This is a genomic window from Bordetella saccharivorans (assembly GCF_045862855.1).
GTDB lineage: Bacteria > Pseudomonadota > Gammaproteobacteria > Burkholderiales > Burkholderiaceae_B > Bordetella_A > Bordetella_A petrii_F.
Genome location: NZ_BAAFZO010000001.1, coordinates 1,390,374 through 1,413,410, shown reverse-complemented (window position 1 = coordinate 1,413,410; position 23,037 = coordinate 1,390,374). Strand labels below are relative to the sequence as shown.

Below are 23,037 nucleotides of genomic sequence, written 5' to 3'. Positions count from 1 at the left end.
TCCGCAAGAGCGGGGAAGCCTGATGCAAAGCCTGGTGGAACAAAATCCGGTGCTTACCGATGCCGATCGCGCGGCACTCGATGCCCAGGCTTGCCGGGGGCTCTTGTGGGCATTGGCGGCGCAGGGTGCCATGGGCCTCGCGGCGGCGGCAATTGCAGGGATCATTGCGGGGGCGGCGGCGGGTTTGTCGGCGTTGGCGGGGGCGGGAGCGTATTTCATACCCAATGCGCTGTTTGCATTGCGTCTGCTCATCAACGTACTCAAATCGGGTCGAGCCAGTCCCGTTACTTTTTTCCTCGGCGAGATGGTCAAGCTGCTCATGACGGCGCTGCTGTTGTGGCTGCTGTCGCGTGTGGCGCAGGGCTGGCTGGTATGGCCGGCGGTGCTGCTGGGCCTGATCTTCACGCTCAAGGGCTATCTCCTGCTGTTGATGTTCCGCAAGTTGTCATAGCTGCTTAGAAATCATGCAACGGCCGGTCCGCAAGGTCCGGCCCCACAGCAAAGAGGGTAGGGTTCCAAATGGCTGCTGCCAGCGACGTATCGCCTCAGTCCGCGTATATCCAGCACCACCTGGTGCATCTGAACAACATCGGCGAAAAGCAGTCCGTCATCGCCCAGTTCGATGTCATCAACTACGACTCGATCTTCTGGTCCGCCCTTACCGGCCTGGCCGTCGTCGTCTTTCTCTGGCTGGCCGCGCGCCGCGCCACGGCCGGCGTGCCGGGCCGCTTCCAGGCTTTCGTCGAAATGATCGTCGACATGGTCGACGAGCAGGCCAAGGGCATCGTCACCAACGCCAAGAGCCGCCTGTTCGTGGCCCCGCTGGCCCTCACCGTGTTCCTCTGGATCGTCCTGATGAACGCGCTCGACCTGATCCCCGTCGACCTGATGCCCTCGGTGTGGCGCTGGACCGGCCTGGGCGAGCACCACGGCGACCCGCTGTACTACCACCGCATCCTGCCCACCGCCGACCTGAACGTGCCCATGGGCATGTCGCTGGGCGTGCTGCTGCTGATGTTCTACTACGGCATCAAGATCAAGCACCCGGGCGGCTTCGTCAAGGAACTCTTCACCGCGCCTTTCCATGCCCACGGCATCGGCGCGCTGCTGCTGGCGCCCGCCAACCTGCTGCTCAACCTGATCGAATACGCCGCCAAGTCGGTGTCGCTCGGCATGCGGTTGTTCGGCAACATGTTCGCCGGCGAACTCGTGTTCATGCTCATCGCCCTGCTGGGCGGCGCCTGGACGGGCCTGAACGCTGCCAGCGTCGGCCTGGGTATCGGCCATGTGCTGGCGGGATCGGTGTGGGCCATCTTCCACATCCTGATCGTGCTGTTGCAGGCTTTCATCTTCATGATGCTGACGCTGGTGTACATCGGCCAGGCTCACGAAGGGCATTGACCCCGTTTTCCTGGCGCGGGCGGTTGCCCACGCCGGGGCGCAAGATTTTCTTGCATACCAAGCAGTACCTGTCTTCTTACAATTTGACTTCAGATTTCTAACCAAGGAGTTGTCATGACCAACGTCGCTTTCGTTGCTCTCGCTTGCGGTCTTATCATCGGTCTGGGCGCCATCGGCGCTTGCATCGGTATCGCACTGATGGGCGGCAAGTACCTGGAAGCCTCGGCTCGTCAGCCCGAACTGATGAATGCGCTGCAAACCAAGATGTTCCTGCTGGCTGGCCTGATCGACGCGGCGTTCCTGATCGGCGTGGGTATCGCCATGCTGTTCGCCTTCGCCAACCCGTTCGTGGGCTGAGCCCGGCGGTTCATGGCAACGCCCGCCGGCATGAAGGCGGGCCTGACGCCGGCGGCAGCGGTATCGCTCCGCTGCCGGTCGGCAAAGTATCGAGAGCTCCGCGACGCCATTGGTGCGGCCGGAGCCGCAAGGTGTTAAAGGAACGACCGTGAATCTGAACGCGACGATCTTTTTCCAGATGCTCGTGTTCTTCGTTCTGGGCTGGTTCACGATGAAATTCGTGTGGCCCCCCCTGACGAAGGCGATGGACGAGCGCCGCCAAAAAATCGCCGACGGCCTGGCCGCCGCCGAGAAGGGCAAGGCCGACCTGGCCCAAGCCCAAGCGCGCGTCAGTCTGATCGAGGCTTCTGCCAAATCCGAAACCCATGCCCGCATCATCGAGGCCGAAAAGCAGGCCGCCTCGCTGATCGAGCAGGCTCGCCGCGAAGCCGAAGCCGAGCGCGCCCGCATCGTCGCCCAGGCGGCCCAGGATGCCGCGCAGGAAGCCCAGCGTGCCCGCGATGCGCTGCGCGACGACGTCGCCGCGCTGGCGGTCAAGGGCGCCGAACAGATCCTCAAGCGCGAGGTCGACGCCCGCGCCCATGCCGAGCTGCTCAACCAGCTCAAGGCGCAGCTTTAATCCGGGAACGCCATGGCTGAACTTTCCACTGTCGCCAGGCCCTACGCCGAGGCGCTTTTCAGCGCGGCGCGCGACGACAAGGCCGGCTTGCCGGCCTGGGCCGCCCTGATCGGCGAACTGGCCCAAGTAGCCGCCCACCCCGACGTGCGCGAAGCGATGTCCGACCCGCGCCTGGACGACGCGCAGCGCGCCCAGCTGTTCATCGGCCTGACCAAGTCCGAGCTGCCCCAGGCGGTGCGCAATTTCGTCGAGCTGCTGGTGGCCAACGACCGCCTGTTGCTGCTGCCGGTCATCGCCAAGCAGTTCGTCGCGCTGAAGAATCGTCACGAAGGCACGGCGCAGGCGGAAATCACCAGCGCGTTCGAGCTCAGCGAAGCCCAGGTCAAGGAACTGGTCGACGCGCTCGAAACCAAATTCGGCCTCAAGCTCAACCCCAGTGTCACCGTCGACGAATCGCTGATCGGCGGCGTGCGCGTGGCGGTCGGCGACCAGGTGCTCGATACTTCCGTACAAGCCCAATTGGCCCGCTTGCGGGATACCCTGGCCGCCTGACGCGCAGACGGCAGGCCAGACAAACAGGATTCCAGGAGTCAATATGCAACTCAATCCCTCCGAGATCAGCGAACTGCTCAAGAGCCGCATCGAGGGCCTGGGCGCTTCGGCTGACATTCGTACCCAGGGCACCGTGGTGTCCGTGACCGACGGTATTACCCGCATCCATGGCCTGTCCGACGTGATGCAGGGCGAAATGCTCGAGTTTCCCAACAACGTCTTCGGCGTGGCGCTCAACCTCGAGCGCGATTCCGTCGGCGCCGTGATTCTGGGCGACTACACCGGCGTGTCCGAGGGCGACCAGGTCAAGACCACCGGCCGCATCCTCGAAGTGCCGGTCGGCCCCGAGCTGAAGGGCCGCGTGGTCAACACGCTGGGCGTGCCCATCGACGGCAAGGGCCCCATCGACACCAAAGAAACCGACATCATCGAGAAAGTGGCCCCCGGCGTGATCGCCCGCCGCTCGGTGTCGCAGCCGCTGCAGACCGGCATCAAGGCCATCGACTCGATGGTGCCGATCGGCCGTGGCCAGCGCGAGCTGATCATCGGCGACCGCCAGACCGGCAAGACCGCCGTCGCGGTCGACACCATCATCAGCCAGAAAGGCAAGGGCGTCACGTGCGTGTACGTCGCCATTGGCCAGAAGGCGTCCACCATCAACAACGTGGTGCGCAAGCTCGAAGAGCACGGCGCCATGGAATACACCATCGTCGTGGCCGCCTCGGCCTCGGATTCGGCCGCCATGCAGTACCTGGCCGCCTACGCCGGCTGCACCATGGGCGAATACTTCCGCGATCGCGGCGAAGACGCCCTGATCATCTACGACGACCTCACCAAGCAAGCCTGGGCCTACCGCCAGGTGTCGCTGCTGCTGCGCCGCCCGCCGGGCCGCGAAGCCTACCCGGGCGACGTGTTCTACCTGCACTCGCGCCTGCTGGAGCGCGCCGCGCGCGTCAACGAGGAATACGTCGAGAAGTTCACCAACGGTGCCATCAAGGGCAAGACCGGCTCGCTGACTGCGCTGCCGATCATCGAAACCCAGGCGGGCGACGTGTCGGCCTTCGTGCCCACCAACGTCATTTCCATTACCGACGGCCAGATCTTCCTGGAAACCGACCTGTTCAACGCCGGCGTGCGTCCCGCCATCAACGCCGGTATCTCGGTGTCGCGCGTGGGTGGCGCCGCCCAGACCAAGGTCATCAAGAAGCTGTCCGGCGGTATCCGTACCGACCTGGCGCAGTACCGTGAACTGGCCGCCTTCGCGCAGTTCGCTTCCGACCTCGACGACGCGACCCGTCGCCAGCTGGAACGCGGCAAGCGCGTGGTGGAACTGCTCAAGCAGCCGCAATACCAGCCGCTGCAGGTGTGGGAACTGGCCGTCACGCTGTACGCGGTGAACAACGGCTACCTGGACGACGTGGACGTGGCGCAGGTCCTGGCCTTCGAAAAATCGCTGAAGGATCAACTCAAGGCCAAGCATGCCGGCCTGATCCAGCGCATCGAAGACACCAAGGAACTGTCCAAGGACGACGAGGCCGAACTGGCTGCCGCCATCCAGGATTTCAAGAAGCACGGTGCTTTTTAAGGCAATGTCTGGCGTAGCGGCGGGCCTGGCGCCCGCCCTACGGTAGGGCGGGGCGAGCCCCGGCCGCATCCCGCCAAGCCGTTACAACAGGAAAGCGCAATGCCCGGAATCAAGGAAATCCGAACCAAGATCAAGAGCGTGCAGAACACGCGCAAGATCACCAAGGCGATGGAAATGGTCGCTGCATCCAAAATGCGCAAGGCGCAGGACCGGATGCGCGCGGGTCGTCCGTACGCCACCAAGGTGCGCGAGATCGCCGCGCACCTGATGCAGGCCAACCCCGAGTACAGCCATCCGTACCTGGTCGAACGCGAGATCAAGGCGGTGGGCGTGGTGCTGGTCACCACCGACAAGGGTCTGTGCGGCGGCCTGAACACCAACATCAGCCGTGTGACGCTGGCCAAGCTGAAAGAGTTCGACCAGCGCGGTATCCGGGTCCAGGCAACGGCGTTCGGCAACAAGGGCCTGGGCCTCCTGACCCGCGTCGGCGCGAACCTGGTGTCGCACGAAGTGCAGCTGGGCGACAAGCCCGACCTCGACCGCCTGCTGGGCGCCATCAAGGTCCAGCTCGACGCCTACCTGAACGGCGAGATCGACGCGCTGTACGTGGCGGCCACCCGCTTCGTCAACACCATGAAGCAAGAACCGGTGTTCCTGCGCCTGCTGCCGCTGGCCAGCGGCCTGGACGATCCCTTCCAGTCGGGCGCGGAAACCCTGTCCAAGACGGCCGAGGTGCAGTCGAACTACAGCTGGGACTACATCTACGAGCCCGATGCCAAGAGCGTGATCGACGACTTGCTGCAGCGTTACGTCGAAGGCCTGCTGTACCAGGCCGTGGCCGAGAACATGGCCTCGGAGCAGTCGGCCCGGATGGTCGCCATGAAGGCGGCGTCGGACAACGCCAAGAAGGTCATCGGCGACCTGCAGCTGGTCTACAACAAGACCCGCCAGGCGGCGATCACCAAGGAAATTTCGGAAATCGTAGGGGGCGCGGCCGCCGTCTGATCGGCCTGCATCCCGTCAAAAAGCTATCAAGCAAGGAATCGACATGAGCAACGGAACCATCGTTCAGTGCATCGGCGCCGTGGTGGATATTCAGTTCCCCCGCGATCAAATGCCCAAGATCTACGAAGCGCTCACCCTGGCCGACGACACGTCGCAGTTCGCCGAGAAGGGCCTGACGCTGGAAGTGCAGCAGCAGCTGGGCGACGGCGTGGTGCGCACCATCGCGCTGGGCTCCAGCGACGGCCTGCGCCGCGGCATGAAAGTCGTGGGCACTGGCGCGCCGATCTCGGTGCCCGTGGGCCACGGCACGCTGGGCCGCATCATGGACGTGCTGGGCCGTCCCATCGACGAAGCCGGCCCCATCGAAGCCGACGAGAAGCGCGCCATCCACCAGACCGCTCCCCGTTTCGACGAACTGTCGCCCTCGGTGGAACTGCTGGAAACCGGCATCAAGGTTATCGACCTGGTCTGCCCGTTCGCCAAGGGCGGCAAGGTGGGCCTGTTCGGCGGTGCCGGCGTGGGCAAGACCGTCAACATGATGGAACTGATCAACAACATCGCCAAGCAGCACAGCGGCCTGTCGGTGTTCGCCGGCGTGGGCGAGCGCACCCGTGAAGGCAACGACTTCTACCACGAAATGGAAGAGTCGAAGGTGCTGGACAAGGTCGCGATGGTGTTCGGGCAGATGAACGAGCCCCCGGGCAACCGCCTGCGCGTGGCCCTGACCGGCCTGACCATGGCCGAGAAGTTCCGCGACGAAGGCCGCGACATCCTGTTCTTCGTCGACAACATCTACCGCTACACCCTGGCCGGCACCGAAGTGTCCGCGCTGCTGGGCCGCATGCCGTCGGCGGTGGGCTACCAGCCGACGCTGGCCGAGGAAATGGGCGTGCTGCAAGAACGCATCACCTCGACCAAGACCGGTTCCATCACGTCGATCCAGGCCGTGTACGTGCCTGCCGACGACTTGACCGACCCGTCGCCCGCCACCACCTTCCAGCACCTGGACTCCACCGTGGTGCTGTCGCGCGACATCGCCGCCCTGGGTATCTACCCGGCCGTGGACCCGCTCGATTCCTCCAGCCGCCAGCTCGACCCGCAGGTCGTGGGCGAGGAGCACTACGCCGTGGCCCGTGGCGTGCAGCAGACGCTGCAGCGCTACAAGGAACTGCGCGACATCATCGCCATTCTGGGCATGGACGAACTGTCGCCCGAGGACAAGCAGGCCGTGGCCCGCGCGCGCAAGATCCAGCGCTTCCTGTCGCAGCCGTTCCACGTGGCCGAAGTGTTCACGGGTTCGCCCGGCAAGTACGTGCCGCTGGCCGAGACCATCCGCGGTTTCAAGATGATCGTCAACGGCGAGTGCGATGCGCTGCCCGAGCAGGCCTTCTACATGGTCGGCACCATCGACGAGGCCTTCGAGAAGGCCAAGAAACTGCAATAAGGATCACATATGGCTACCCTGCATGTGGATGTCGTCAGCGCAGAGGAAGCGATTTTCGCCGGCGAGGCGAAGTTCGTGGCGCTGCCTGGCGAAGCGGGTGAGCTGGGCATCCTGCCCGGCCACACCCCGCTGATTTCGCGCATACGCCCCGGGACGGTCAAGATCGTCCGTACCGATGGAGGCGAGGAAAACATCTTCGTCGCCGGGGGCATCCTGGAAGTGCAGCCGGGCATGGTGACGGTGCTGGCCGACACGGCCATCCGCGCCGCCGACCTTGACGAAGCCCGTGCCGTGGCGGCGCGCGAGAAGGCCGAAGAGGCCCTGCGCAACGCCAAGGACAAGGCCGACATCGCGGTCGTCGAAGCCGAGCTCGCCATGCTGGCGGCCCAGGCCGTCGCGGCCCGCAAGCTGCGCCAGACCCGCAACACGCACTGAAGCAGCACCGGCGCCGGCCCCTCCGGGGCTCTGGCGACGCATCGTTACGCAAGGCGGCCGAGAGGCCGCCTTGTGCTTTTGCAGGCCTGCCCGCGCGGCGCGCCCCTCTCCCTTATACGTATAACCCGCAGTGTGGGGATTGCGAATATCGCTTTTCACCCCTGCAGCGTACGCTTGCCTTTTTTGCATATGTAACCAAGGAGGCTATCTTGCGGGAAACTCTCGACTGCGCGGTGCTGATGACACCGGGCCACGAACGCTGGGTCAGGGAATGGGTCGCGCAGCCTGGCGGGCAGGCGGGGCGGTTGCGGCTGCACGCCCAGGAACTTGCCACACTGGCGCCCGGCGCGCCCGACGCCCAGCTGCTGGGGCGCGCCAGGCTGGCCTTGCGGCGCTTCGACGGCTGCCTGCTGCCGGTGGCGCCCACGTCGCTGTCCTGGATCCGCACCGCGCTGGCCAATGCCGGCTCCGGCCCGCGCACGCCGCTCATCGCGCTGGTGTTCGACATCACCGCGCCCGCCATCCTCGACCTCCTGGCGCTGGGCGCCGCCGATTTCATCCGCGCGCCGGCCTGTCCGGACGAACTGCGCGCGCGCCTGGTGCGCCTGTGCCGGGCGTCCGGCCATAGCGCCGTGCCGGTCGCGCCGCCGGATGCCTCGCCCGCCATGCCCTGCGCCATGCAGGAACCCGCGGCCGCCTATGGCGCCCGGGCAGGCCGCCGGCGGCCGCTGTCGCGCGCCCGCCTCGAACACGCCCTGGCCGCCTTGCACGGCCGCGAAGCCGCGCACGTCGACGAGCCCTTCCGCCAGGCCAAGGCGCGCGTGGTCGAAGGCTTCGAACGCGAGTACCTGCGGCGCTCCCTGGCACGCCATGCCGGCAACGTGGCGCAGGCGGCGCGCGCCGCCAGCAAGCACCGGCGGGCATTCTGGGCCTTGATGCGCAAGCACCGCATCGACGCGGCGCCCTATCGAAACAGCGCTGAATCCGACCTCGGCTCATAGCGCCGACGCGCCCGGCCGGGACCCGGTCCGGCGATACCGCGCGCGCTTGCGCGGCATCGGCGTCGCGGGCAGCGCCGAAGGGTAAAATCACGGCTTCCGATTGCGAAGGATAGTCGTGTCCGCTGCCCCCTTGAAAAACGATGTATTCCTGCGCGCCCTGTTGCGCGAACCCGTGCCGTACACCCCCATCTGGCTGATGCGCCAGGCCGGGCGCTATTTGCCCGAGTACAACGCCACGCGCGCGCGGGCCGGGTCCTTCATGGGGCTGGCCCAGAATCCCGATTACGCGGCCGAGGTCACGCTGCAGCCGCTGGCGCGCTACGACCTGGACGCGGCGATCCTGTTTTCCGACATCCTCACCGTGCCGCATGCCATGGGCCTGGGGCTCGACTTCGCGCCCGGCGAAGGGCCGCGTTTCGCGCATCCGCTGCGCACCGAGGACGACGTGGCGCGGCTGGCCGTGCCCGACATGGAATCGTTGCGCTACGTGTTCGACGCGGTCGCCACCATCCGCCGTGAACTCGATGGCAAGGTGCCGCTCATCGGATTTGCCGGCAGCCCCTGGACCATCGCGTGCTACATGGTGGAAGGCCGCGGCAGCGACGACTACCGCCTGATCAAGACCATGCTCTATGCGCGGCCCGACCTGCTGCATCGCATCCTCGAGATCAACGCCCAGGCCACCCTCCAATACCTGAACGCGCAGATCGCGGCGGGCGCCCAGGCCGTCATGCTGTTCGACAGCTGGGGGGGTGTGCTGGCCGACGGCCTGTTCCAGCAGTTCTCGCTGGCCTATACCCGCAAGGTGGTGGCCGGGCTGACGCGCGAGCACCAGGGCCGTCGCGTGCCCGTCATTGTTTTCACCAAGGGCGGCGGCCACTGGCTGGAGGACATCGCGGGATGCGGTTGCGACGCGGTGGGCCTGGACTGGACGGTCAACCTGGGCCAGGCCCGGGCACGCACCGGCGATGCCGTGGCACTGCAGGGCAGCCTCGACCCCATGACCCTGTTCGGCGGCGCCGCGGCCATCCGCGCCGAGGCGCGCCGCACGCTGGACGCCTTCGGTCCGGTCGGCAGGGGCGGGCATGTGTTCAACCTGGGGCACGGCATTTCCCAGTACACCCCCCCTGAAGCCGTCTCCGAGCTGGTCGACGAAGTGCATGCCTATAGCCGCCCGCTGCACGCATAGTAAGTGAACGCTTCGCCGCGACATGCGGCGGATGCACATTGTCGGGCAGCACTTGTGCACAGCAGCGAAGCAACTCGGGATTACCCCCAATAGTTCGCAGTGTTTCTGGAAAAGGTTTATAAGTATATGAATATAAAAAGAAAAATAGGCAGAAAAGGTATTTGGCGTTGAGCTCGATGGGGATTTTCCTTGACAGCCGGCAAGGTTGTTGGATGTTTTTCCCCAAAGTTATCCACAGGCTGTGAGGGCCGGGATATTTCGATCAGGCGTGACAATCTCTTAGCCGCAAATTCCAGAATTCACTTTAACTATCGACTGCCCCGCCCCATGTTTGTCTGCACCCGCTCCCATGTCTGACGCGCCCGCCGCTGCCGGTTCGGGCGCCTCGGCCTGGGTGCGCGTGGCGCTCGATGTGCCGCTGCCGGGGCCGTTCGACTACCGCAGCCCGGCGCCGCTGCCGGTGGGCGCGCGCGTGATCGTGCCGTTCGGCCGCCGCAAGCTGGTGGGCGTGGTGTTGGACAACCCCGCCGAGCCGTCGATCGAGGCGGCGCAGGTGCGCGACATCGAACAAGTGCTGGAGGACTTGCCGCCACTGCCGGCGGACTGGCTGCGGCTGGCCCGGTTTGCCGCCGAGTACTACCAGCGGCCGCTGGGCGAAGTCATGTTGCCGGCCATGCCGCCGCCGTTGCGCAAGCCGTCCGCCTACCAAGGCAAGCGGTCGGGGCAGGGGCCGGTGGCCCGGCTGGATGCGCGCAAGCCGAAGGCGCCGGCGGCGCCGGTGGCGCCGGACCAGGCGCCCGAATTGAACCCGGACCAGCGCGCCGCCGTGGATGCGGTGATGGCGCTCGACGGTTTCAAGCCGGTGCTGCTGCACGGCGTAACCGGCAGCGGCAAGACCGAGGTCTACCTGCATGTGGCGCAGCAGGTGCTGGCGGCGGGCCGCCAGGTGTTGCTGCTGGTGCCCGAAATCAACCTGACGCCGCAACTGGAGGGCGCTTTGCGGGCGCGTCTCGAATCGGTGCTGGGGCCCGGCGGGCTGGCGGTGCTGCACAGCGGATTGTCCGACGGCGAACGCCTGCAGGCCTGGGCCCGCGCGCAGCGCGGCCAGGCCCGCATGCTGCTGGGCACCCGCATGGCGATCTTTGCGCCCATGTCCGAACTGGGCCTGATCGTGGTGGACGAGGAACACGACGCGTCGTACAAGCAGCAGGAAGGCCTGCGCTATTCCGCGCGCGACCTGGCGGTCTGGCGGGCGCGCGACCTTGGCATCCCCGTGCTGCTCGGCTCGGCCACGCCTTCGCTGGAAAGCTGGCATCACGCCGGGCGCGGGCATTATCTGCGCCTGTCGTTGCCCGGGCGGGCGCGCGCCAGCCACCTGCCGGCCGTGCGCCTGGTCGATACGCGTCGCCTGGCCATGCGCCAGGGGCTGTCGCCGCAACTGACCGAGGCCATCGGCCAGCGGCTCGAGCGCGGCGAGCAGTCGCTGGTGTTCTTGAACCGCCGCGGCTATGCGCCGGTGCTGCATTGCGCGTCGTGCGCGTGGGTCAGCCATTGCCCGCGCTGCACGGCGTTCACGGTGCTGCACCGGACCACCGGGCACGGTCATCGCCTGCACTGCCATCATTGCGGCTACCAGGCGCCCGTGCCGCGCGCCTGCCCGGAGTGCGGCGACCAGGACCTGCAGCCGATGGGGCGCGGCACGCAGCGGGTGGAAGAACACCTGGCCGAACTGTTTCCCGAGGCGCGCATTTCGCGCATCGATGCCGACAGCACCCGGCGCAAGGGCAGCGCGCAGGCCCTGTTCGCCGCGGTGCACGCGGGCGAAGTGGATATCCTGGTGGGCACGCAGATGGTGGCCAAGGGCCACGATTTCGCGCGGCTTGGCCTGGTCGGCGTGCTCAATGCCGATTCCATGCTGTTTGCGCATGACTTCCGCGCGCCGGAACGCCTGTTCGCGCAACTCATGCAGGTGGCGGGCCGCGCCGGCCGCCACGGCGGCGGCGGCGAGGTGCTGATCCAGACGGGCTACCCCGAGCAGCCGGTCTACCAGGCCTTGCTGCGCCACGACTACGCCGGCTTCGCACGCCATGCGCTCGAAGAACGCGAGACCACCGGCCTGCCGCCGTTCGCGTACCAGGCGCTCCTGACCGCCGAGGCCCGCGAACTGGCCCAGGCGCTGGCGTTCCTGCAGCAGGCGCGCGCGCTGGCCGACGAGGGCGGCTTCCCGGGCGCGGCGGCGCTCACGTTGTACGATCCGGTGCCTTTGCGGGTGGTGCGCGTCGCCAACATCGAACGCGCGCAACTGCTGCTCGAAAGCACCAGCCGCCCGGCCCTGCAGGGCTTCCTGGCGGCCTGGGCGGCGCACTTGCCGGGCTTGGCCGCCGAGGCGCGCGTGCGCTGGCAGCTCGAAGTGGACCCCCTCGAAATCTGACCCTCGTCTTGTCTACACACATGTCCGACAGCGCACCGATCGGCCACGGCCTGAACCCTGCCCAGAAAGACGCGGTGCTGTACCTGGACGGCCCTTGCCTGGTGCTGGCCGGCGCGGGCAGCGGCAAGACCCGCGTGATCACGCAGAAAATCGCCTATCTGCTGCGCGAATGCGGCTACATGGGTCGCAACGTGGTGGCGCTGACCTTCACCAACAAGGCGGCGCGCGAAATGGGCGAGCGCGTCAAGACGCTGGTGGACCGCAAGCTGGCCAAGGGCCTGACCATCAGCACCTTCCATTCGCTGGGCGTGCGCCTGCTGCGCGAAGAGGCGCGCCACGCCGGGCTCAAGCCGCAGTTCTCCATCCTGGACGCCGACGATGCCATGGCGATCATCCAGGAACTGCTGGCCACCACGGACCGCGGGCGGCTGCGCGCCGTGCAGTCGATCATTTCGCTGTGGAAGAACGCGCTGCTTGGCCCCGACGATGCCGCGCGCGTCGCGGCCACGCCGGGCGAGGTCGAGGCCGCGAATGTCTACCGCAACTACAGCGCCACGCTGGCGGCCTACCAGGCGGTCGATTTCGATGACCTGATCCGCATTCCCGCCCAGATGCTGGAAAGCAACGAAGAAGTGCGCACCCGCTGGCAGAACCGCGTGCGCTACCTGCTGGTGGACGAATACCAGGACACCAACGTGTGCCAGTACCGCCTGGTGCAGTTGCTGTGCGGCGACCGCGCCATGTTCACGGCCGTGGGCGACGACGACCAGGCGATCTACGCCTGGCGCGGCGCCACCATCGAGAACCTGGCCAAGCTGACCACCGACTATCCGCAGCTCAAGCTGATCAAGCTGGAACAGAATTACCGCTCGGTGCAGCGCATCCTGGCCGCGGCCAACACGGTCATCGAGAAGAACCCCAAACTGTTCGAGAAGAAGCTCTGGTCCGACCTGGGCATGGGCGAGCCGATCATCGTGACGCCGATGGACAGCGACGAGCACGAGGCCCAGTCGACCGCCATGAAGATCTCGGCGGCGCGTTTCGAGCGGCAGGCGCAGTGGAAGGACTTCGCCATCCTGTATCGCGGCAACCACCAGTCGCGCATTCTGGAACAGGCGCTGCGCAACCTGAAGATCCCGTACACCATCGCGGGCGGCCAGAGTTTTTTTGACAAGGCCGAGGTGCGCGACATCCTGGCCTACCTGCGGCTGATCGCCAATGACGACGACGACCCGGCGTTCATCCGGGCCGCCACCACGCCCCGGCGCGGCATTGGCCAGGCCACGCTGCAGGTGCTGGGCCAGTATGCGGCGCAGCGCGAGGTCTCGCTGCTGGCGGCGGTGGCCGAGTCCGGCCTGGACAGCCTGCTGCAGCCGCGCCAGCTCGATTCCCTGCGCACCTTCGCCGAATTCATCCGCCGCATCCAGTGGCGCGCCGGGCGCGGCCGCACCGACGGCCAAGGGTCGGCCGAGCCGGCCGGCGCCATCCTGGACGACATGCTGGGCGCGATCCAGTACGAACGCTACCTGTACGACACGCTGGAAGACAAGCCGGCGCAGACGCGCTGGGAGAACGTGCTGGAACTTACCGGCTGGCTCAAGCGCAAGGCCGAGGAAGACGGCATGTCGCTGTTCGACCTAGTCCAGCACGTGGCGCTCATCACCATGCTCGAGCGCGGCGAGGAAGAAGAGCCCGATGCCGTGAAACTGTCGACGCTGCATGCGTCCAAGGGGCTGGAATATCCGCACGTGTACCTGGTGGGCGTCGAGGAAGGCCTGCTGCCGCACCTGGGCAAGGACGACGAAGAAGGCGACCCGGCGCGCGCGGCCGAGAACCTGGCCACGCGCATCCAGGAAGAGCGCCGCCTGATGTACGTCGGCATCACGCGCGCGCAGCGCAGCCTGAACCTGAGCTGGTGCAAGAAACGCCGCCGCGGCCGCGAGGACGTGGTGCGCGAGCCCTCGCGCTTCATCGAGGAGATGGGCCTGGGCGATGTGCAGATACAGGAAGACGACGCCACCAAGGCGATGAGCCCCAAGGAGCGCCTGGGCATGTTGAAGGCGCTGCTGAAGAAGTAACGCCCGGCGGCGGGTTCCAGGCGGTCCCGGTGTCTGACACCCGCGGGGTGTCAGACACCTTGGTCGGCGCGAAGAAGTAGAGCCCGGCGGTGGGTTCCGGGGGGGAGCAGGTGTCAGACACCTTGGTCGGACACCGGGCTGGCGCCTGCGCATGCTTCAGGTGTCAGACACCCTGCGGGTGTCTGACACCGCGTCCGGCTACGCCAGTTCGCGCAGCAGCAATTGCCAGAACTTGGCGCGGGCCTGCAGGGTCGACACCAGGATGTACTCGTGCAGCGTATGGGCGCCGTCGCCGTCGGCGCCCAGCCCGTCGAGGGTGGGCACGCCCATGGCCGAGGTGAAGTTGGCGTCGCTGCCGCCGCCGGTCATGGGCGCCTCTTCGAGCGCGAAGCCGGCCTCGCGCGCATAGCCCTGGGCCAGTTCGAGCAAGGCGGCGGCCGCCTCGGTGCGCACCATCGGCGGCCGGTTCAGCTCGACGTCGATATCCAGCTCCACGTCCGGCCCCACCGCGCACAGGTTGCGCATGCGGCGCAGCACGTCTTCGGCGGCGCCCATGTCGGGCACCCGGAAGTCGACCACGCAGCGGCACTGGGCCGGCACGGTGTTGGTGACCGTGCCGCCGGCGATGGTGCCGACGCTGACCGTGACGCCGCGCTCGTAGTCGGTCATGGCCTCGAGCGCCAGCACCTGGTGCGCCATTTCGCGAATCGCGCTGCGGCCTTTTTCGTGCTGCATGCCGGCATGCGCCGGCCGGCCCTTGACGCCCAGGCGCAGCATGCCGGTGCCCTTGCGCGCCGTGACGCACTTGCCGCCGTTGGGACGGGCAGGTTCGCACACCAGGCCATACTTGGCGTTGGCGGCGTAGCGTTCGATCGACGCGCGCGAGGCGTGGCTGCCGATCTCTTCATCGGGCACCATCAGGAAATCAACCGGCAGCCGGGTGGCGTCCGACCGAGCCAGCGTGGCCAGCGCCGCCAGCGCCAGGTAGATGCCGCCCTTCATGTCGTAACTGCCCGGGCCGTACAGGCGGTCGCCCTCGATGCGGCAGGGGTTGTCCTGCAGCGTGCCGATGGGATGCACCGTGTCCAGGTGCGCCAGCACCAGGATGCCCGGCCGCGTGTCGCCGGCGGCGCGGTTGGTGGCGTACAGCAGCGGCCCCGTGTCCGGCCCCAGCGAGGAGACCTCGACCGTCAACCCGGCCGCGCGCGCCTGCGCTTCGACCAGCGCCGCCATGGCCGCCACGCCCGCCGGCGAGTTGGATGGCGATTCGCATTGCACCCAGGCTTGAATGCCGGCGACGAGTTCTTCGGTAGTGGGCAGGGAGGACATGGTTGCGTTCCTGGTGTCGGTGCGGAAAAGGGAAATCAGGCTACCTGTTGGCCCGCCAATTGGGCCAGCTCTGCGTCGCCGGGCATCTTGCCCTCGAACCAGAGGCTCGCGCAGACGGCCGACATGGCGCGCCCGTCGTGGCCGATGCCGGGCACGACCTGCAGCTTCCAGCCGAACGGCACGCCGCGCCGCTCCGCTTCGCGCCGGCCGGCTTCGAAATAGTGGTGCGCGCGGGCGAACCGGTGGGGGCCTTGGCGCATGGCCGCCGGCTCGGACGGCAGGTTGGGGTCGTTGGTGGCGATGTCCTGGTCGCCGGCCAGGATGGTCATCGGATAAGCCAGCAGGCGCACCAGATGGTCTTCGGCCAGGCCCACGCCGTCCAGGCCCTCGGGGAACTTGTGGTCGAACGTGGGCAGGGTGTACCAGCCGGGGTTGCCGGCCGTCACCGCGCAGAACGGCGCATGCGACTGGCTGCTCATCAGCCGGTGCACGAACTGGCCGCCGGCCGAATGGCCGAACAGGTAGGCCTGTTCCGCTTCGGTGATGCCGGCGGCGCGCAGGTCGGCGAACACCCGTCCTACCAGCGCGTAGGTCCAGCCGTCGACGTGGCGCGGATTGCCGCCCGGGCTGAAGACGCGGCCGTTGTTGTAGCTCTCGACGCCGGGCCAGATGTCGTTGGAGAACGTCGGCGCGACGATCAGTACCTTGTGCTTGTCGGCGGCCGGGATCCAGAAGTCGCGGTAATCGTCGCCGTTGCGCAGCACGCCGTGCTGCACCATGACCACCGGCCGGTCGGGCGTGTAGCCGTATGGGCGGTAGGTCTGCAGCGTGAAGGGACGGTCGGCGTTGCGGTCTTCGTCGACGTAGGTGATGGCATTGCGGCCGGCATGGCCCAGCTCGCGGGCGATGCGGTCGACGTTGGACAGATCTGCTTTCATGGGGCGGCGTCAGGGGTTGAGGTGGCAGGCCGACCAGTGGCCGGGGGCGATTTCTTTCAGCTCGGGCGCCTGCTCGCGGCAGCGCGCGGTGGCATGCGGGCAGCGCGGATGGAATGTGCAGCCCGGCGGCGGGTTAAGCGGCGAGGGGATTTCGCCCTGGATGGGAGTGAATTGGCGGCGGCGCCGGCCCACGTCCGGCACCTCGGCCAGCAGGGCCTGGGTATACGGGTGGTTGGCCCGCGCGAAGATCTCGGCGGCCGGCGCGCGCTCGACGATCTTGCCCAGGTACATGATGGCCACGCGGTCCGAGATGTGCTTGACCACGCCCAGGTCGTGGCTGATGAACAAATAGGTGAAGCCATGCTGTTCGCGCAGGTCCATGAACAGGTTGATGACCTGCGCCTGGATCGATACGTCCAGCGCGGCCACCGGCTCGTCGCACACCAGGAACTTGGGCGACACCATCAGCGCGCGGGCAATGCCGATGCGCTGGCGCTGGCCGCCGGAGATCTGGTGCGGATAGCGGTCGCGATACTCGCGGTCCAGGCCGACTTCGGACAGGGCGCGGTCGATGCGCGCGGGAATCTCCGCCGGCGGGGCCAGCTTGTGCACCTTGAGCGCCTCGCCCAGGATCTGGCGCAGGCGCTGGCGCGGGTTGAGCGAGGCCTGCGGGTCCTGGAAGATCATCTGCACGCCCAGCGTGTAGGCCAGCCGGTCGGCGCCGCGCAGCGCGTCGGCGGCCCGGCCCTGGTACAGCAGTTCGCCCTCGGTGGGGCGGTGCAGCCCGGCCACGACGCGCCCCAGCGTGGATTTGCCGCAGCCGGATTCGCCGACCAGCCCCAGCACTTCGCCGCGCCGGATGGACAGGTCCACGCCATTGACGGCATGCACCGTGCGGCGGTCGATCGGCTTGCCGGCCAGCGCCAGGATGCGCTGGGCCAGGTCGGGTCGGTGCTCGAAACGCTTATGGACGTTGCGTAGTTCGATGACGGGAGTGTCTTGCGGGGTCATGCGGAAGTGGTCTCGCGGGCGATCGGGGCGTAGCAGCGGAAACTGCGCGAGCCTTCCGACGTCGCGGAAGGGGATTGCTCTGTGCAGCGCGTGATGGCGTTCGGGCAGCGCGGCCGGAATGCACAGCCGGCGGGGCGTCCGGCCAGGCTGGGCGCCATGCCGTCGATCTGGTGCAGGCGGGTGCCGGGCGCGCTGTTGGCCGGCATGGAGTCCAGCAGGCCGCGGGTGTACGGATGGCGCGGCGCGTCCAGCACCTGGTCGACCGGGCCGGCCTCGACGATGCGCCCGGCGTACATCACCGCGACCTGGTCGGCCAGTTCGGCCACCACGCCCAGGTCATGGGTGATCCAGATCAGCGCCGTGTTGTGCTTGCGGCAGATTTCCTGCATGCGGTACAGGATCTGGCCCTGGATGGTCACGTCCAGCGCGGTGGTGGGCTCGTCGCAGATGATCAGGTCGGGCTGGTTGAGCATGGCGATGGCGATCGCCACGCGCTGGCGCATGCCGCCCGAGAATTCATGCGGATAGCTGTCCAGCCGCTTTTCCGGCGCGGGGATGCCGACCATGGCCAGGGCCTCGCGGCAGCGTTCGCGCGCCTGCGCGGCCGGCACGTTGTCGTGCGTGAGGATGGCTTCCATCATCTGCTCGCCGATGCGCAGCACCGGGTTCAGGGTCATCAGCGGATCCTGGAAGATCATGGCGATGCGGTTGCCGCGCAGCCGGCGCATGCCTTCCTCGTCGAGCGCGCGCAGGTCCTGGCCCTTGAACAGGATCTCGCCGGCGACCACTTCGCCGGGCGGGTCGATCAGGCCCAGCAGCGAGAAGCCGGTGACCGACTTGCCCGAGCCCGATTCGCCGACCAGGCCCAGGATCTCGCCGCGCCGCACGGTCAGGTCGACGCCGTCGACCGCCGGCCAGGCGCCGGCTTCGGTATGGAAGGCGGTGCGCAGGCCGCGCACCTGGAGAAGGACTTCGTTCATGCTCGTCGCGGATCCAGGGCTTCGCGCAGGCGGTCGCCCACGATGTTGATGGTCAGGATCAGCACCAGCAGGGCCACGCCCGGGAACATGCTGATCCAGTAATCGCCCGACAGCAGGTACTGGAAGCCGTTGGCGATCAGCAGGCCCAGCGAAGGCTCGGTGATGGGCACGCCCACGCCCAGGAAGGACAGGGTGGCTTCCAGCGCGATGGCGGTGGCGATCTGGATGGTGGCGAACACCATCACCGGCCCGAGGCAGTTGGGCAGCAGGTGGAAGACCATGATGCGCCAGGCGGGAAAACCCAGGTTGGCGGCCGCCTCGACATATTCCTTGCGGCGTTCCTGCAGCGCGCGGCCGCGCATGATGCGCGCGTAATGGGCCCATTGCACCACCACCAGCGCGAGGATCACCTTGTCGACGCCGCGTCCCATCATGGCCAGCAGCACCAGCGCCACCAGGATGGTGGGAAAGCCCAGGATGAAGTCCACCACGCGCATCACTACCGTATCGACCAAGCCGCCGGCGTAGGCGGCCAGCAGGCCGGCCATGCTGCCGATGGCGGTCGCCAGCGCCACCGCGGACAGGCCCACCATCAGGCTGATGCGCAAGCCGTACAGGATGGCGCTGAGCATGTCGCGGCCCTGGTCGTCGGTGCCCAGCAGGTACACCTGGCCGTCCATCGAGGTGGCGCCTGGCGGCAGGCGGCCGTCGAGCAGGTTCAGGCTGGCCAGGTCGTAAGGGTTCTGCGGCGCGAAATAGGGGGCGGCCAGCACCACCACCATGAGCACGGCCAGGGCGATGGCCGAGCCGATCACGGTGGGGCGGCTGTGCAGCTTCTTGAGGATGGCGGCGCGGCGCGGAGTCTCAGCCAGCGGCTGGATGGTGCGGGTGCGGCCGTTGGGTGCGGATTCTGCCATGTCAGTGTGCGGGAGCGACGAGCTGCACGCGCGGGTCGAGCGCGGCGTAGAGAATATCGACGATGAAGTTGATGATGACGAAGATCAGCGTGACAAGCATCACGTAGGCCACCACCACCGGCCGGTCGAGCTGGTAGACGCTGTCGATCAGCAGCTTGCCCATGCCGGGCCAGGCGAACACGGTCTCGGTGATGGTGGAATAGGCGATCAGGCTGCCGAATTCCATGCCCACCACGGTGACCACCGGGATCAGGATGTTGCGCAGGATGTGCCGGCGCACGATGCGCCCGGGCCGTACGCCCTTGGCGCGGGCGAACTTCACGTATTCCTGCGTCTGGGCCTCGGCCACGCCGGTGGCGGTCAGCCGCAGCACCAGCGCGATGTTGGCCAGCGCCAGGTTGATGGCCGGCATGATCACGTGCGACCAGCCGTCGGCGGTGAGGATGGACAGCGGTACGCCCAGCACGCTGACCGTGTCGCCGCGGCCCGAGGCGGGCAGCCAGCCCAGCCACACGGCGAACAGCAGGATCAGCATCATGCCCTGCCAGAAATTGGGCAGCGAAAAGCCCAGCACCGAGGTCGCCATGATGCCGCGGCCCAGCGGGCGGTCGCGGTACAGGCCGGCCACCAGGCCGAGCGGGATGCCGATGATACAGGTCAGCCCGATGGCCACCACCACCAATTCGAAGGTGGCGGGAATGCGCTGCACGATCAGCTCGATGGCCGGGATGCCGTGCACGAACGAGGTGCCGAGATCGCCATGCAGCGCCCGCCACAGGAAGGTGAAGTATTGCTGCCAGATCGGCTGGTCCAGCCCGAGCCGCGCGATGGTGGCGGCGCGCGCCTCCATCGTCGCTTCCGGGCTGACCAGCAGTTCGATGGGGTCGCCCACGGCGTACACCGCGAAAAACACCACCACCGAGACCGCCAACAGCACAAACAAGCTCTGGATGAGCCTGCGCAGGGTGAACAGAACCACGTTATGCGTTCCTTGGGTCTTGCAACAGAAACCGGCCGGCCGGGCCCGGCCTTACCGGGCCGGCTTGACCGACGAGGCGAGAGTGTACTGGTCCGCGCGCCCTTCGTACGTCAGCCCCTTGCGGAACGCCCAGATGCTGCTCTCGAAATGCAGGGGAATGCTGGGCAGGTCGGCCAGGGTGATGGTCAGCGCCTGCTGCAGCATTTTCTCGCGTTTGCCTTCGTCCACGGTGGCGACGGCCTGGCGGAACAGCTGGTCCAGCTCCGGGTTGGAGTAGCGGCCGTAGTTGCTGGTGCCCATGCCCAGTTCGGGGGCGTAGGAAGTCACCCAATACTGCAGGAAAGACGACGCCTCGCCCGTTTCCGACGACCAGCCGCCCATGGCGAAGCTGAACTCGCGCTTGGCGCGCTTGGGGAAGTATACCGAGCGGGTCATCGCGTCGACGCGCGCCTTGATGCCCACGCGCGACAGGTATTGCGCCACCGCCTGGGCGATCTGTCCGTCATTGATGTAGCGGTCATTGGTGGCGGACACGGTGATCTCGAAGCCATCCGGATAGCCGGCCTCGGCCAGCAGCTTCTTGGCGCCTTCCGGGTTGTACTCGAGGACGGGCGGGTTCGGCAGCGTACCGAACATGCCATCGGGCAGGAACTGGTTGGCGGGCGTGGCCATGCCGTCCATGATGCGGTCGACAATGGTCTTGCGGTCGATCGCCATGCTCATGGCGCGCCGCACCCGGACGTCTTGCAGCGGGTTCTTGCCATTGGCCGCCTTGACCATCGGGCTCTGGTCGCGACCCACGTCAAACTGGAAGTAGACCACCCGCACCGAAGGGGTGACGACATAGCCGAAACCCGGCGTGCTCTTGATGCGCTGCACGTCGCGCGCGGCGGGGCTCTCGATGACGTCGAAGTCGCCGGCCAGCAAGCCTGTCAGGCGCGGGCCGGCGTTGGGCACCGGCACGAAGCGCACGTCGCGCCATTCCGGCTTGTCGCCCCAGTAGTTCTCGTTGCGCGTGAGCTCGATGGCGGTGCCCTTGACGTAGGATTTCAGCTTGTACGGGCCGGTGCCGATGGTGTTCTTGCCGTTGTTGAAATCGGCCACGGTCGGCCACGACCCGGTGACGCCGCACTTGCGGTCCAGGTCGAAGGTGATGGGGCCGTGTTCGACGATGCCGCTCCACAGGATGCCGGTGCGCGTCAGGTCGTTGGGCAGCAGCGGGTAGGGCTTGAGCGTCTTGATGCGCAGGGTATGCGCGTCGGGCGTCTCGATGGCGGCGAATTTCTGCACGACGGCGGCGTACGAGCCGGCGATGGCTTCCTCGTTGTTCATCGCGCGGCAGAACGTGAAGATCACATCCTGCGGCGTGAGCGGCTCGCCGTTGGAGAACTTCACGCCCTCGCGCAGCTTGAATTCCCAGGTCGTGTCATCCAGCGCCTTCCATGAGGCGGCCAGGCCCGGGATGAGGCTCATCTTGGCGTCCTGCGCCACCAGGGTCTCGAAGATCTGCGAGGCCATGGCGTTGTTGGGGGTGGCCTGGTGATAGTGCGGGTCCATTGCGGTCGGCTCGGACGCCAGCGCGATGGTCAGCGACTGGGCGTGCGCGCCGGCCGCCAGTCCGAACAGGGCGGCCAGCGCGGCTGCGCGGATACAAGAAGCGTGCATGGGAGTCTCCTGGGCGCAAGGCCTGGTTGGTATGAGTATCGGAATCAGGCAATGGGTTGGGCCAGGCGCAGCACGGTGACGCCGGCGCGCACATTGGCCAGGGAAGGCATGATCAGTACGCAGTCGTCGTAGGGCGTGGCGAACGCCTCGCCGGCGTTCCAGCCGAGCAGCGTGCCCGCGCGCGGCAGCTTTTCCAGGCCGCGCCACGGCTGCGCAAAGCGCACATCGGCGCTCTTGGCGGCGATGGCGTGGGTGACGCGCAACGCCTGTTGGCGCGGCGCATCGGCGGCGAACCAGTCGCGCGGCAGGTCGGCGCGGTCCAGCGTGCCGGCCGCGGCGAGGAAGCGCGCCATCTGGTCGACGGCCACGTCGCGCGCCTGCGGCGCGCCATGGAAGCCGCACTCGATCAATAGCGAGCGCGTGCCGTTGTCGCCGCTGGCGCCGAAGCGTCCATAGTCGCGCATGCGCACGCCGGCCGCGTGGCCGGCGTCGGCGATGATATTGGCCGGGGCGCCCAGTTGCAGCGCCAGTTCGACGTTGCGCGGCTGCAGGCCGCTCAATTGCAGCGGCACCTCGGAATTGCTCATGGAATGGAAGTCCATCAGCCAGTCGGCCTGCGCCACCCACGGCCGCAGCGCGGCGGCGCGGCGCCGTTCCTGGCTGGACGCATCGGCCAGCTTGTCGTCGCTCCAGACCCGGTTCATGTCCTCGTCGACGAAGCGCGACGGCAGGTAGTTGGCCGCGTCGAAGCGATCGAAGGCCGCCAGGTTGCAGAACGCCAGCGTCAGCGTGCCGCGGCGCGGCCGCAGGCCGCTGGCCAGCAGGGTCTTGAGCGCCCAGGCGCCGCACAGCTCGTTGCCGTGGATCAGCGCCGTCAGCATGACGCGCCTGCCCGGCGCGCCGGAATCGAAGTGCCACACGCCCGGCGTGTCGGTATTGCCCTGGCGTTCCGCCGACAGGTCGGGACAGGCGAGTTCGAACGGGCGCAGCGGGGCTGCGGCGTCAGGCGTGGACATGGATGCTCCGCGAAGAAAGGACGAACCGGCGCGGCCGGGATCGGAAGGCGGGCGGCCGCCCCGGGCCGCGTGTCCGGATGCGAGACATGCCCGCCATGGGCCGCG

The 23,037-nt window shown here is 67.4% G+C and carries 21 protein-coding genes; 13 read left to right on the top strand and 8 right to left on the bottom strand.

Translation table 11 applies throughout. The features are described 5' to 3' along the window. Positions 1-22: 22 nt before the first annotated feature. From ACKTT0_RS06750 to ACKTT0_RS06690, 13 genes are all read left to right on the top strand, one after another. Positions 23-451 (top strand): ATP synthase subunit I, encoded by a 429-nt coding sequence (locus ACKTT0_RS06750; RefSeq protein WP_231501725.1) that lies wholly within the window; start codon positions 23-25, stop codon positions 449-451. Positions 452-519: 68 nt separating this feature from the next. Next, on the top strand, positions 520-1,401 hold the full coding sequence (gene atpB / locus ACKTT0_RS06745) for a F0F1 ATP synthase subunit A (RefSeq protein ID WP_407849171.1): 882 nt from the start codon (positions 520-522) through the stop codon (positions 1,399-1,401). A gap of 114 nt (positions 1,402-1,515) precedes the next feature. After that, positions 1,516-1,758 carry a F0F1 ATP synthase subunit C gene (gene atpE, locus ACKTT0_RS06740; RefSeq protein WP_003815363.1) on the top strand — a complete coding sequence of 81 codons (243 nt, stop codon included), beginning with the start codon at positions 1,516-1,518 and terminating at the stop codon, positions 1,756-1,758. Between the two features lie 148 nt (positions 1,759-1,906). Next, positions 1,907-2,377, top strand: a complete 471-nt coding sequence (locus ACKTT0_RS06735) for a F0F1 ATP synthase subunit B (protein WP_407849169.1) — start codon at positions 1,907-1,909, stop codon at positions 2,375-2,377. A 12-nt stretch (positions 2,378-2,389) separates the two neighbouring features. Beyond that, positions 2,390-2,929 carry a F0F1 ATP synthase subunit delta gene (locus ACKTT0_RS06730; RefSeq protein WP_407849167.1) on the top strand — a complete coding sequence of 180 codons (540 nt, stop codon included), beginning with the start codon at positions 2,390-2,392 and terminating at the stop codon, positions 2,927-2,929. Between the two features lie 43 nt (positions 2,930-2,972). Next, on the top strand, positions 2,973-4,514 hold the full coding sequence (gene atpA, locus ACKTT0_RS06725; protein ID WP_407849165.1) for a F0F1 ATP synthase subunit alpha: 1,542 nt from the start codon (positions 2,973-2,975) through the stop codon (positions 4,512-4,514). Between the two features lie 99 nt (positions 4,515-4,613). Further along, entirely contained in the window at positions 4,614-5,519 is a 906-nt protein-coding gene (atpG, locus tag ACKTT0_RS06720) for a F0F1 ATP synthase subunit gamma (RefSeq protein ID WP_407849163.1), read from the top strand. A 43-nt stretch (positions 5,520-5,562) separates the two neighbouring features. Next, complete coding sequence (gene atpD / locus ACKTT0_RS06715) at positions 5,563-6,963, top strand: F0F1 ATP synthase subunit beta (protein WP_407849161.1); 1,401 nt, start codon at positions 5,563-5,565, stop codon at positions 6,961-6,963. A 9-nt stretch (positions 6,964-6,972) separates the two neighbouring features. Next, positions 6,973-7,398, top strand: a complete 426-nt coding sequence (locus ACKTT0_RS06710) for a F0F1 ATP synthase subunit epsilon (RefSeq protein WP_407849159.1) — start codon at positions 6,973-6,975, stop codon at positions 7,396-7,398. 209 nt (positions 7,399-7,607) lie between these two features. Then, positions 7,608-8,399 (top strand): hypothetical protein, encoded by a 792-nt coding sequence (locus ACKTT0_RS06705; protein ID WP_407849158.1) that lies wholly within the window; start codon positions 7,608-7,610, stop codon positions 8,397-8,399. A gap of 115 nt (positions 8,400-8,514) precedes the next feature. Further along, complete coding sequence (gene hemE / locus ACKTT0_RS06700; RefSeq protein WP_407849156.1) at positions 8,515-9,588, top strand: uroporphyrinogen decarboxylase; 1,074 nt, start codon at positions 8,515-8,517, stop codon at positions 9,586-9,588. A gap of 349 nt (positions 9,589-9,937) precedes the next feature. Continuing rightward, positions 9,938-12,019 carry a primosomal protein N' gene (locus ACKTT0_RS06695; RefSeq protein WP_407849154.1) on the top strand — a complete coding sequence of 694 codons (2,082 nt, stop codon included), beginning with the start codon at positions 9,938-9,940 and terminating at the stop codon, positions 12,017-12,019. Positions 12,020-12,039: 20 nt separating this feature from the next. Then, the gene (locus tag ACKTT0_RS06690; RefSeq protein WP_407849153.1) at positions 12,040-14,097 is read left to right on the top strand and encodes a UvrD-helicase domain-containing protein; all 2,058 of its coding nucleotides are present in this window, start codon (positions 12,040-12,042) and stop codon (positions 14,095-14,097) included. Between the two features lie 198 nt (positions 14,098-14,295). Here ACKTT0_RS06690 and ACKTT0_RS06685 read toward each other — a convergent pair whose 3' ends face one another. Genes ACKTT0_RS06685 through ACKTT0_RS06650 form a run of 8 tightly spaced genes read right to left on the bottom strand, consistent with a single transcriptional unit; the run spans position 14,296 to position 22,932 of the window. Continuing rightward, positions 14,296-15,426, bottom strand: coding sequence for a M20 family metallopeptidase (locus tag ACKTT0_RS06685; RefSeq protein WP_407849151.1), 1,131 nt, complete (start codon positions 15,424-15,426; stop codon positions 14,296-14,298). A gap of 35 nt (positions 15,427-15,461) precedes the next feature. Further along, positions 15,462-16,364: an alpha/beta hydrolase family protein gene (locus ACKTT0_RS06680; protein ID WP_407849150.1), complete on the bottom strand. Its 903-nt coding sequence runs from the start codon at positions 16,362-16,364 to the stop codon at positions 15,462-15,464. 9 nt (positions 16,365-16,373) lie between these two features. After that, positions 16,374-17,375 (bottom strand): ABC transporter ATP-binding protein, encoded by a 1,002-nt coding sequence (locus tag ACKTT0_RS06675; RefSeq protein WP_407849148.1) that lies wholly within the window; start codon positions 17,373-17,375, stop codon positions 16,374-16,376. Then, a complete protein-coding gene (locus tag ACKTT0_RS06670; RefSeq protein WP_407849147.1) occupies positions 17,372-18,355 on the bottom strand; it encodes an ABC transporter ATP-binding protein in 984 nt (327 codons plus the stop codon). Before ACKTT0_RS06670 ends, ACKTT0_RS06675 begins: the two co-directional genes overlap by 4 nt. Continuing rightward, positions 18,352-19,272, bottom strand: a complete 921-nt coding sequence (locus ACKTT0_RS06665; protein ID WP_407849145.1) for an ABC transporter permease — start codon at positions 19,270-19,272, stop codon at positions 18,352-18,354. Before ACKTT0_RS06665 ends, ACKTT0_RS06670 begins: the two co-directional genes overlap by 4 nt. Before the next feature lies 1 nt (position 19,273). Beyond that, positions 19,274-20,251, bottom strand: a complete 978-nt coding sequence (locus tag ACKTT0_RS06660) for an ABC transporter permease (protein WP_407849144.1) — start codon at positions 20,249-20,251, stop codon at positions 19,274-19,276. A 51-nt stretch (positions 20,252-20,302) separates the two neighbouring features. Next, positions 20,303-21,916, bottom strand: coding sequence for an ABC transporter substrate-binding protein (locus ACKTT0_RS06655; protein WP_407849142.1), 1,614 nt, complete (start codon positions 21,914-21,916; stop codon positions 20,303-20,305). Between the two features lie 44 nt (positions 21,917-21,960). Beyond that, the gene (locus ACKTT0_RS06650; RefSeq protein WP_407849140.1) at positions 21,961-22,932 is read right to left on the bottom strand and encodes a M14 family metallopeptidase; all 972 of its coding nucleotides are present in this window, start codon (positions 22,930-22,932) and stop codon (positions 21,961-21,963) included. Between the last annotated feature and the right edge of the window lie 105 nt (positions 22,933-23,037).

Coding starts and splice junctions, on each gene's coding strand:
- ACKTT0_RS06665 (WP_407849145.1), bottom strand. CDS start 19,272: ATGGCAGAATCCGCACCCAACGGCCGCACCCGCACCATCCAGCCGCTG.
- ACKTT0_RS06710 (WP_407849159.1), top strand. CDS start 6,973: ATGGCTACCCTGCATGTGGATGTCGTCAGCGCAGAGGAAGCGATTTTC.
- ACKTT0_RS06730 (WP_407849167.1), top strand. CDS start 2,390: ATGGCTGAACTTTCCACTGTCGCCAGGCCCTACGCCGAGGCGCTTTTC.
- ACKTT0_RS06680 (WP_407849150.1), bottom strand. CDS start 16,364: ATGAAAGCAGATCTGTCCAACGTCGACCGCATCGCCCGCGAGCTGGGC.
- ACKTT0_RS06650 (WP_407849140.1), bottom strand. CDS start 22,932: ATGTCCACGCCTGACGCCGCAGCCCCGCTGCGCCCGTTCGAACTCGCC.
- ACKTT0_RS06750 (WP_231501725.1), top strand. CDS start 23: ATGCAAAGCCTGGTGGAACAAAATCCGGTGCTTACCGATGCCGATCGC.
- ACKTT0_RS06655 (WP_407849142.1), bottom strand. CDS start 21,916: ATGCACGCTTCTTGTATCCGCGCAGCCGCGCTGGCCGCCCTGTTCGGA.
- ACKTT0_RS06695 (WP_407849154.1), top strand. CDS start 9,938: ATGTCTGACGCGCCCGCCGCTGCCGGTTCGGGCGCCTCGGCCTGGGTG.
- ACKTT0_RS06670 (WP_407849147.1), bottom strand. CDS start 18,355: ATGAACGAAGTCCTTCTCCAGGTGCGCGGCCTGCGCACCGCCTTCCAT.
- atpA (WP_407849165.1), top strand. CDS start 2,973: ATGCAACTCAATCCCTCCGAGATCAGCGAACTGCTCAAGAGCCGCATC.
- ACKTT0_RS06690 (WP_407849153.1), top strand. CDS start 12,040: ATGTCCGACAGCGCACCGATCGGCCACGGCCTGAACCCTGCCCAGAAA.
- atpD (WP_407849161.1), top strand. CDS start 5,563: ATGAGCAACGGAACCATCGTTCAGTGCATCGGCGCCGTGGTGGATATT.
- atpG (WP_407849163.1), top strand. CDS start 4,614: ATGCCCGGAATCAAGGAAATCCGAACCAAGATCAAGAGCGTGCAGAAC.
- atpE (WP_003815363.1), top strand. CDS start 1,516: ATGACCAACGTCGCTTTCGTTGCTCTCGCTTGCGGTCTTATCATCGGT.
- ACKTT0_RS06685 (WP_407849151.1), bottom strand. CDS start 15,426: ATGTCCTCCCTGCCCACTACCGAAGAACTCGTCGCCGGCATTCAAGCC.
- atpB (WP_407849171.1), top strand. CDS start 520: ATGGCTGCTGCCAGCGACGTATCGCCTCAGTCCGCGTATATCCAGCAC.
- ACKTT0_RS06675 (WP_407849148.1), bottom strand. CDS start 17,375: ATGACCCCGCAAGACACTCCCGTCATCGAACTACGCAACGTCCATAAG.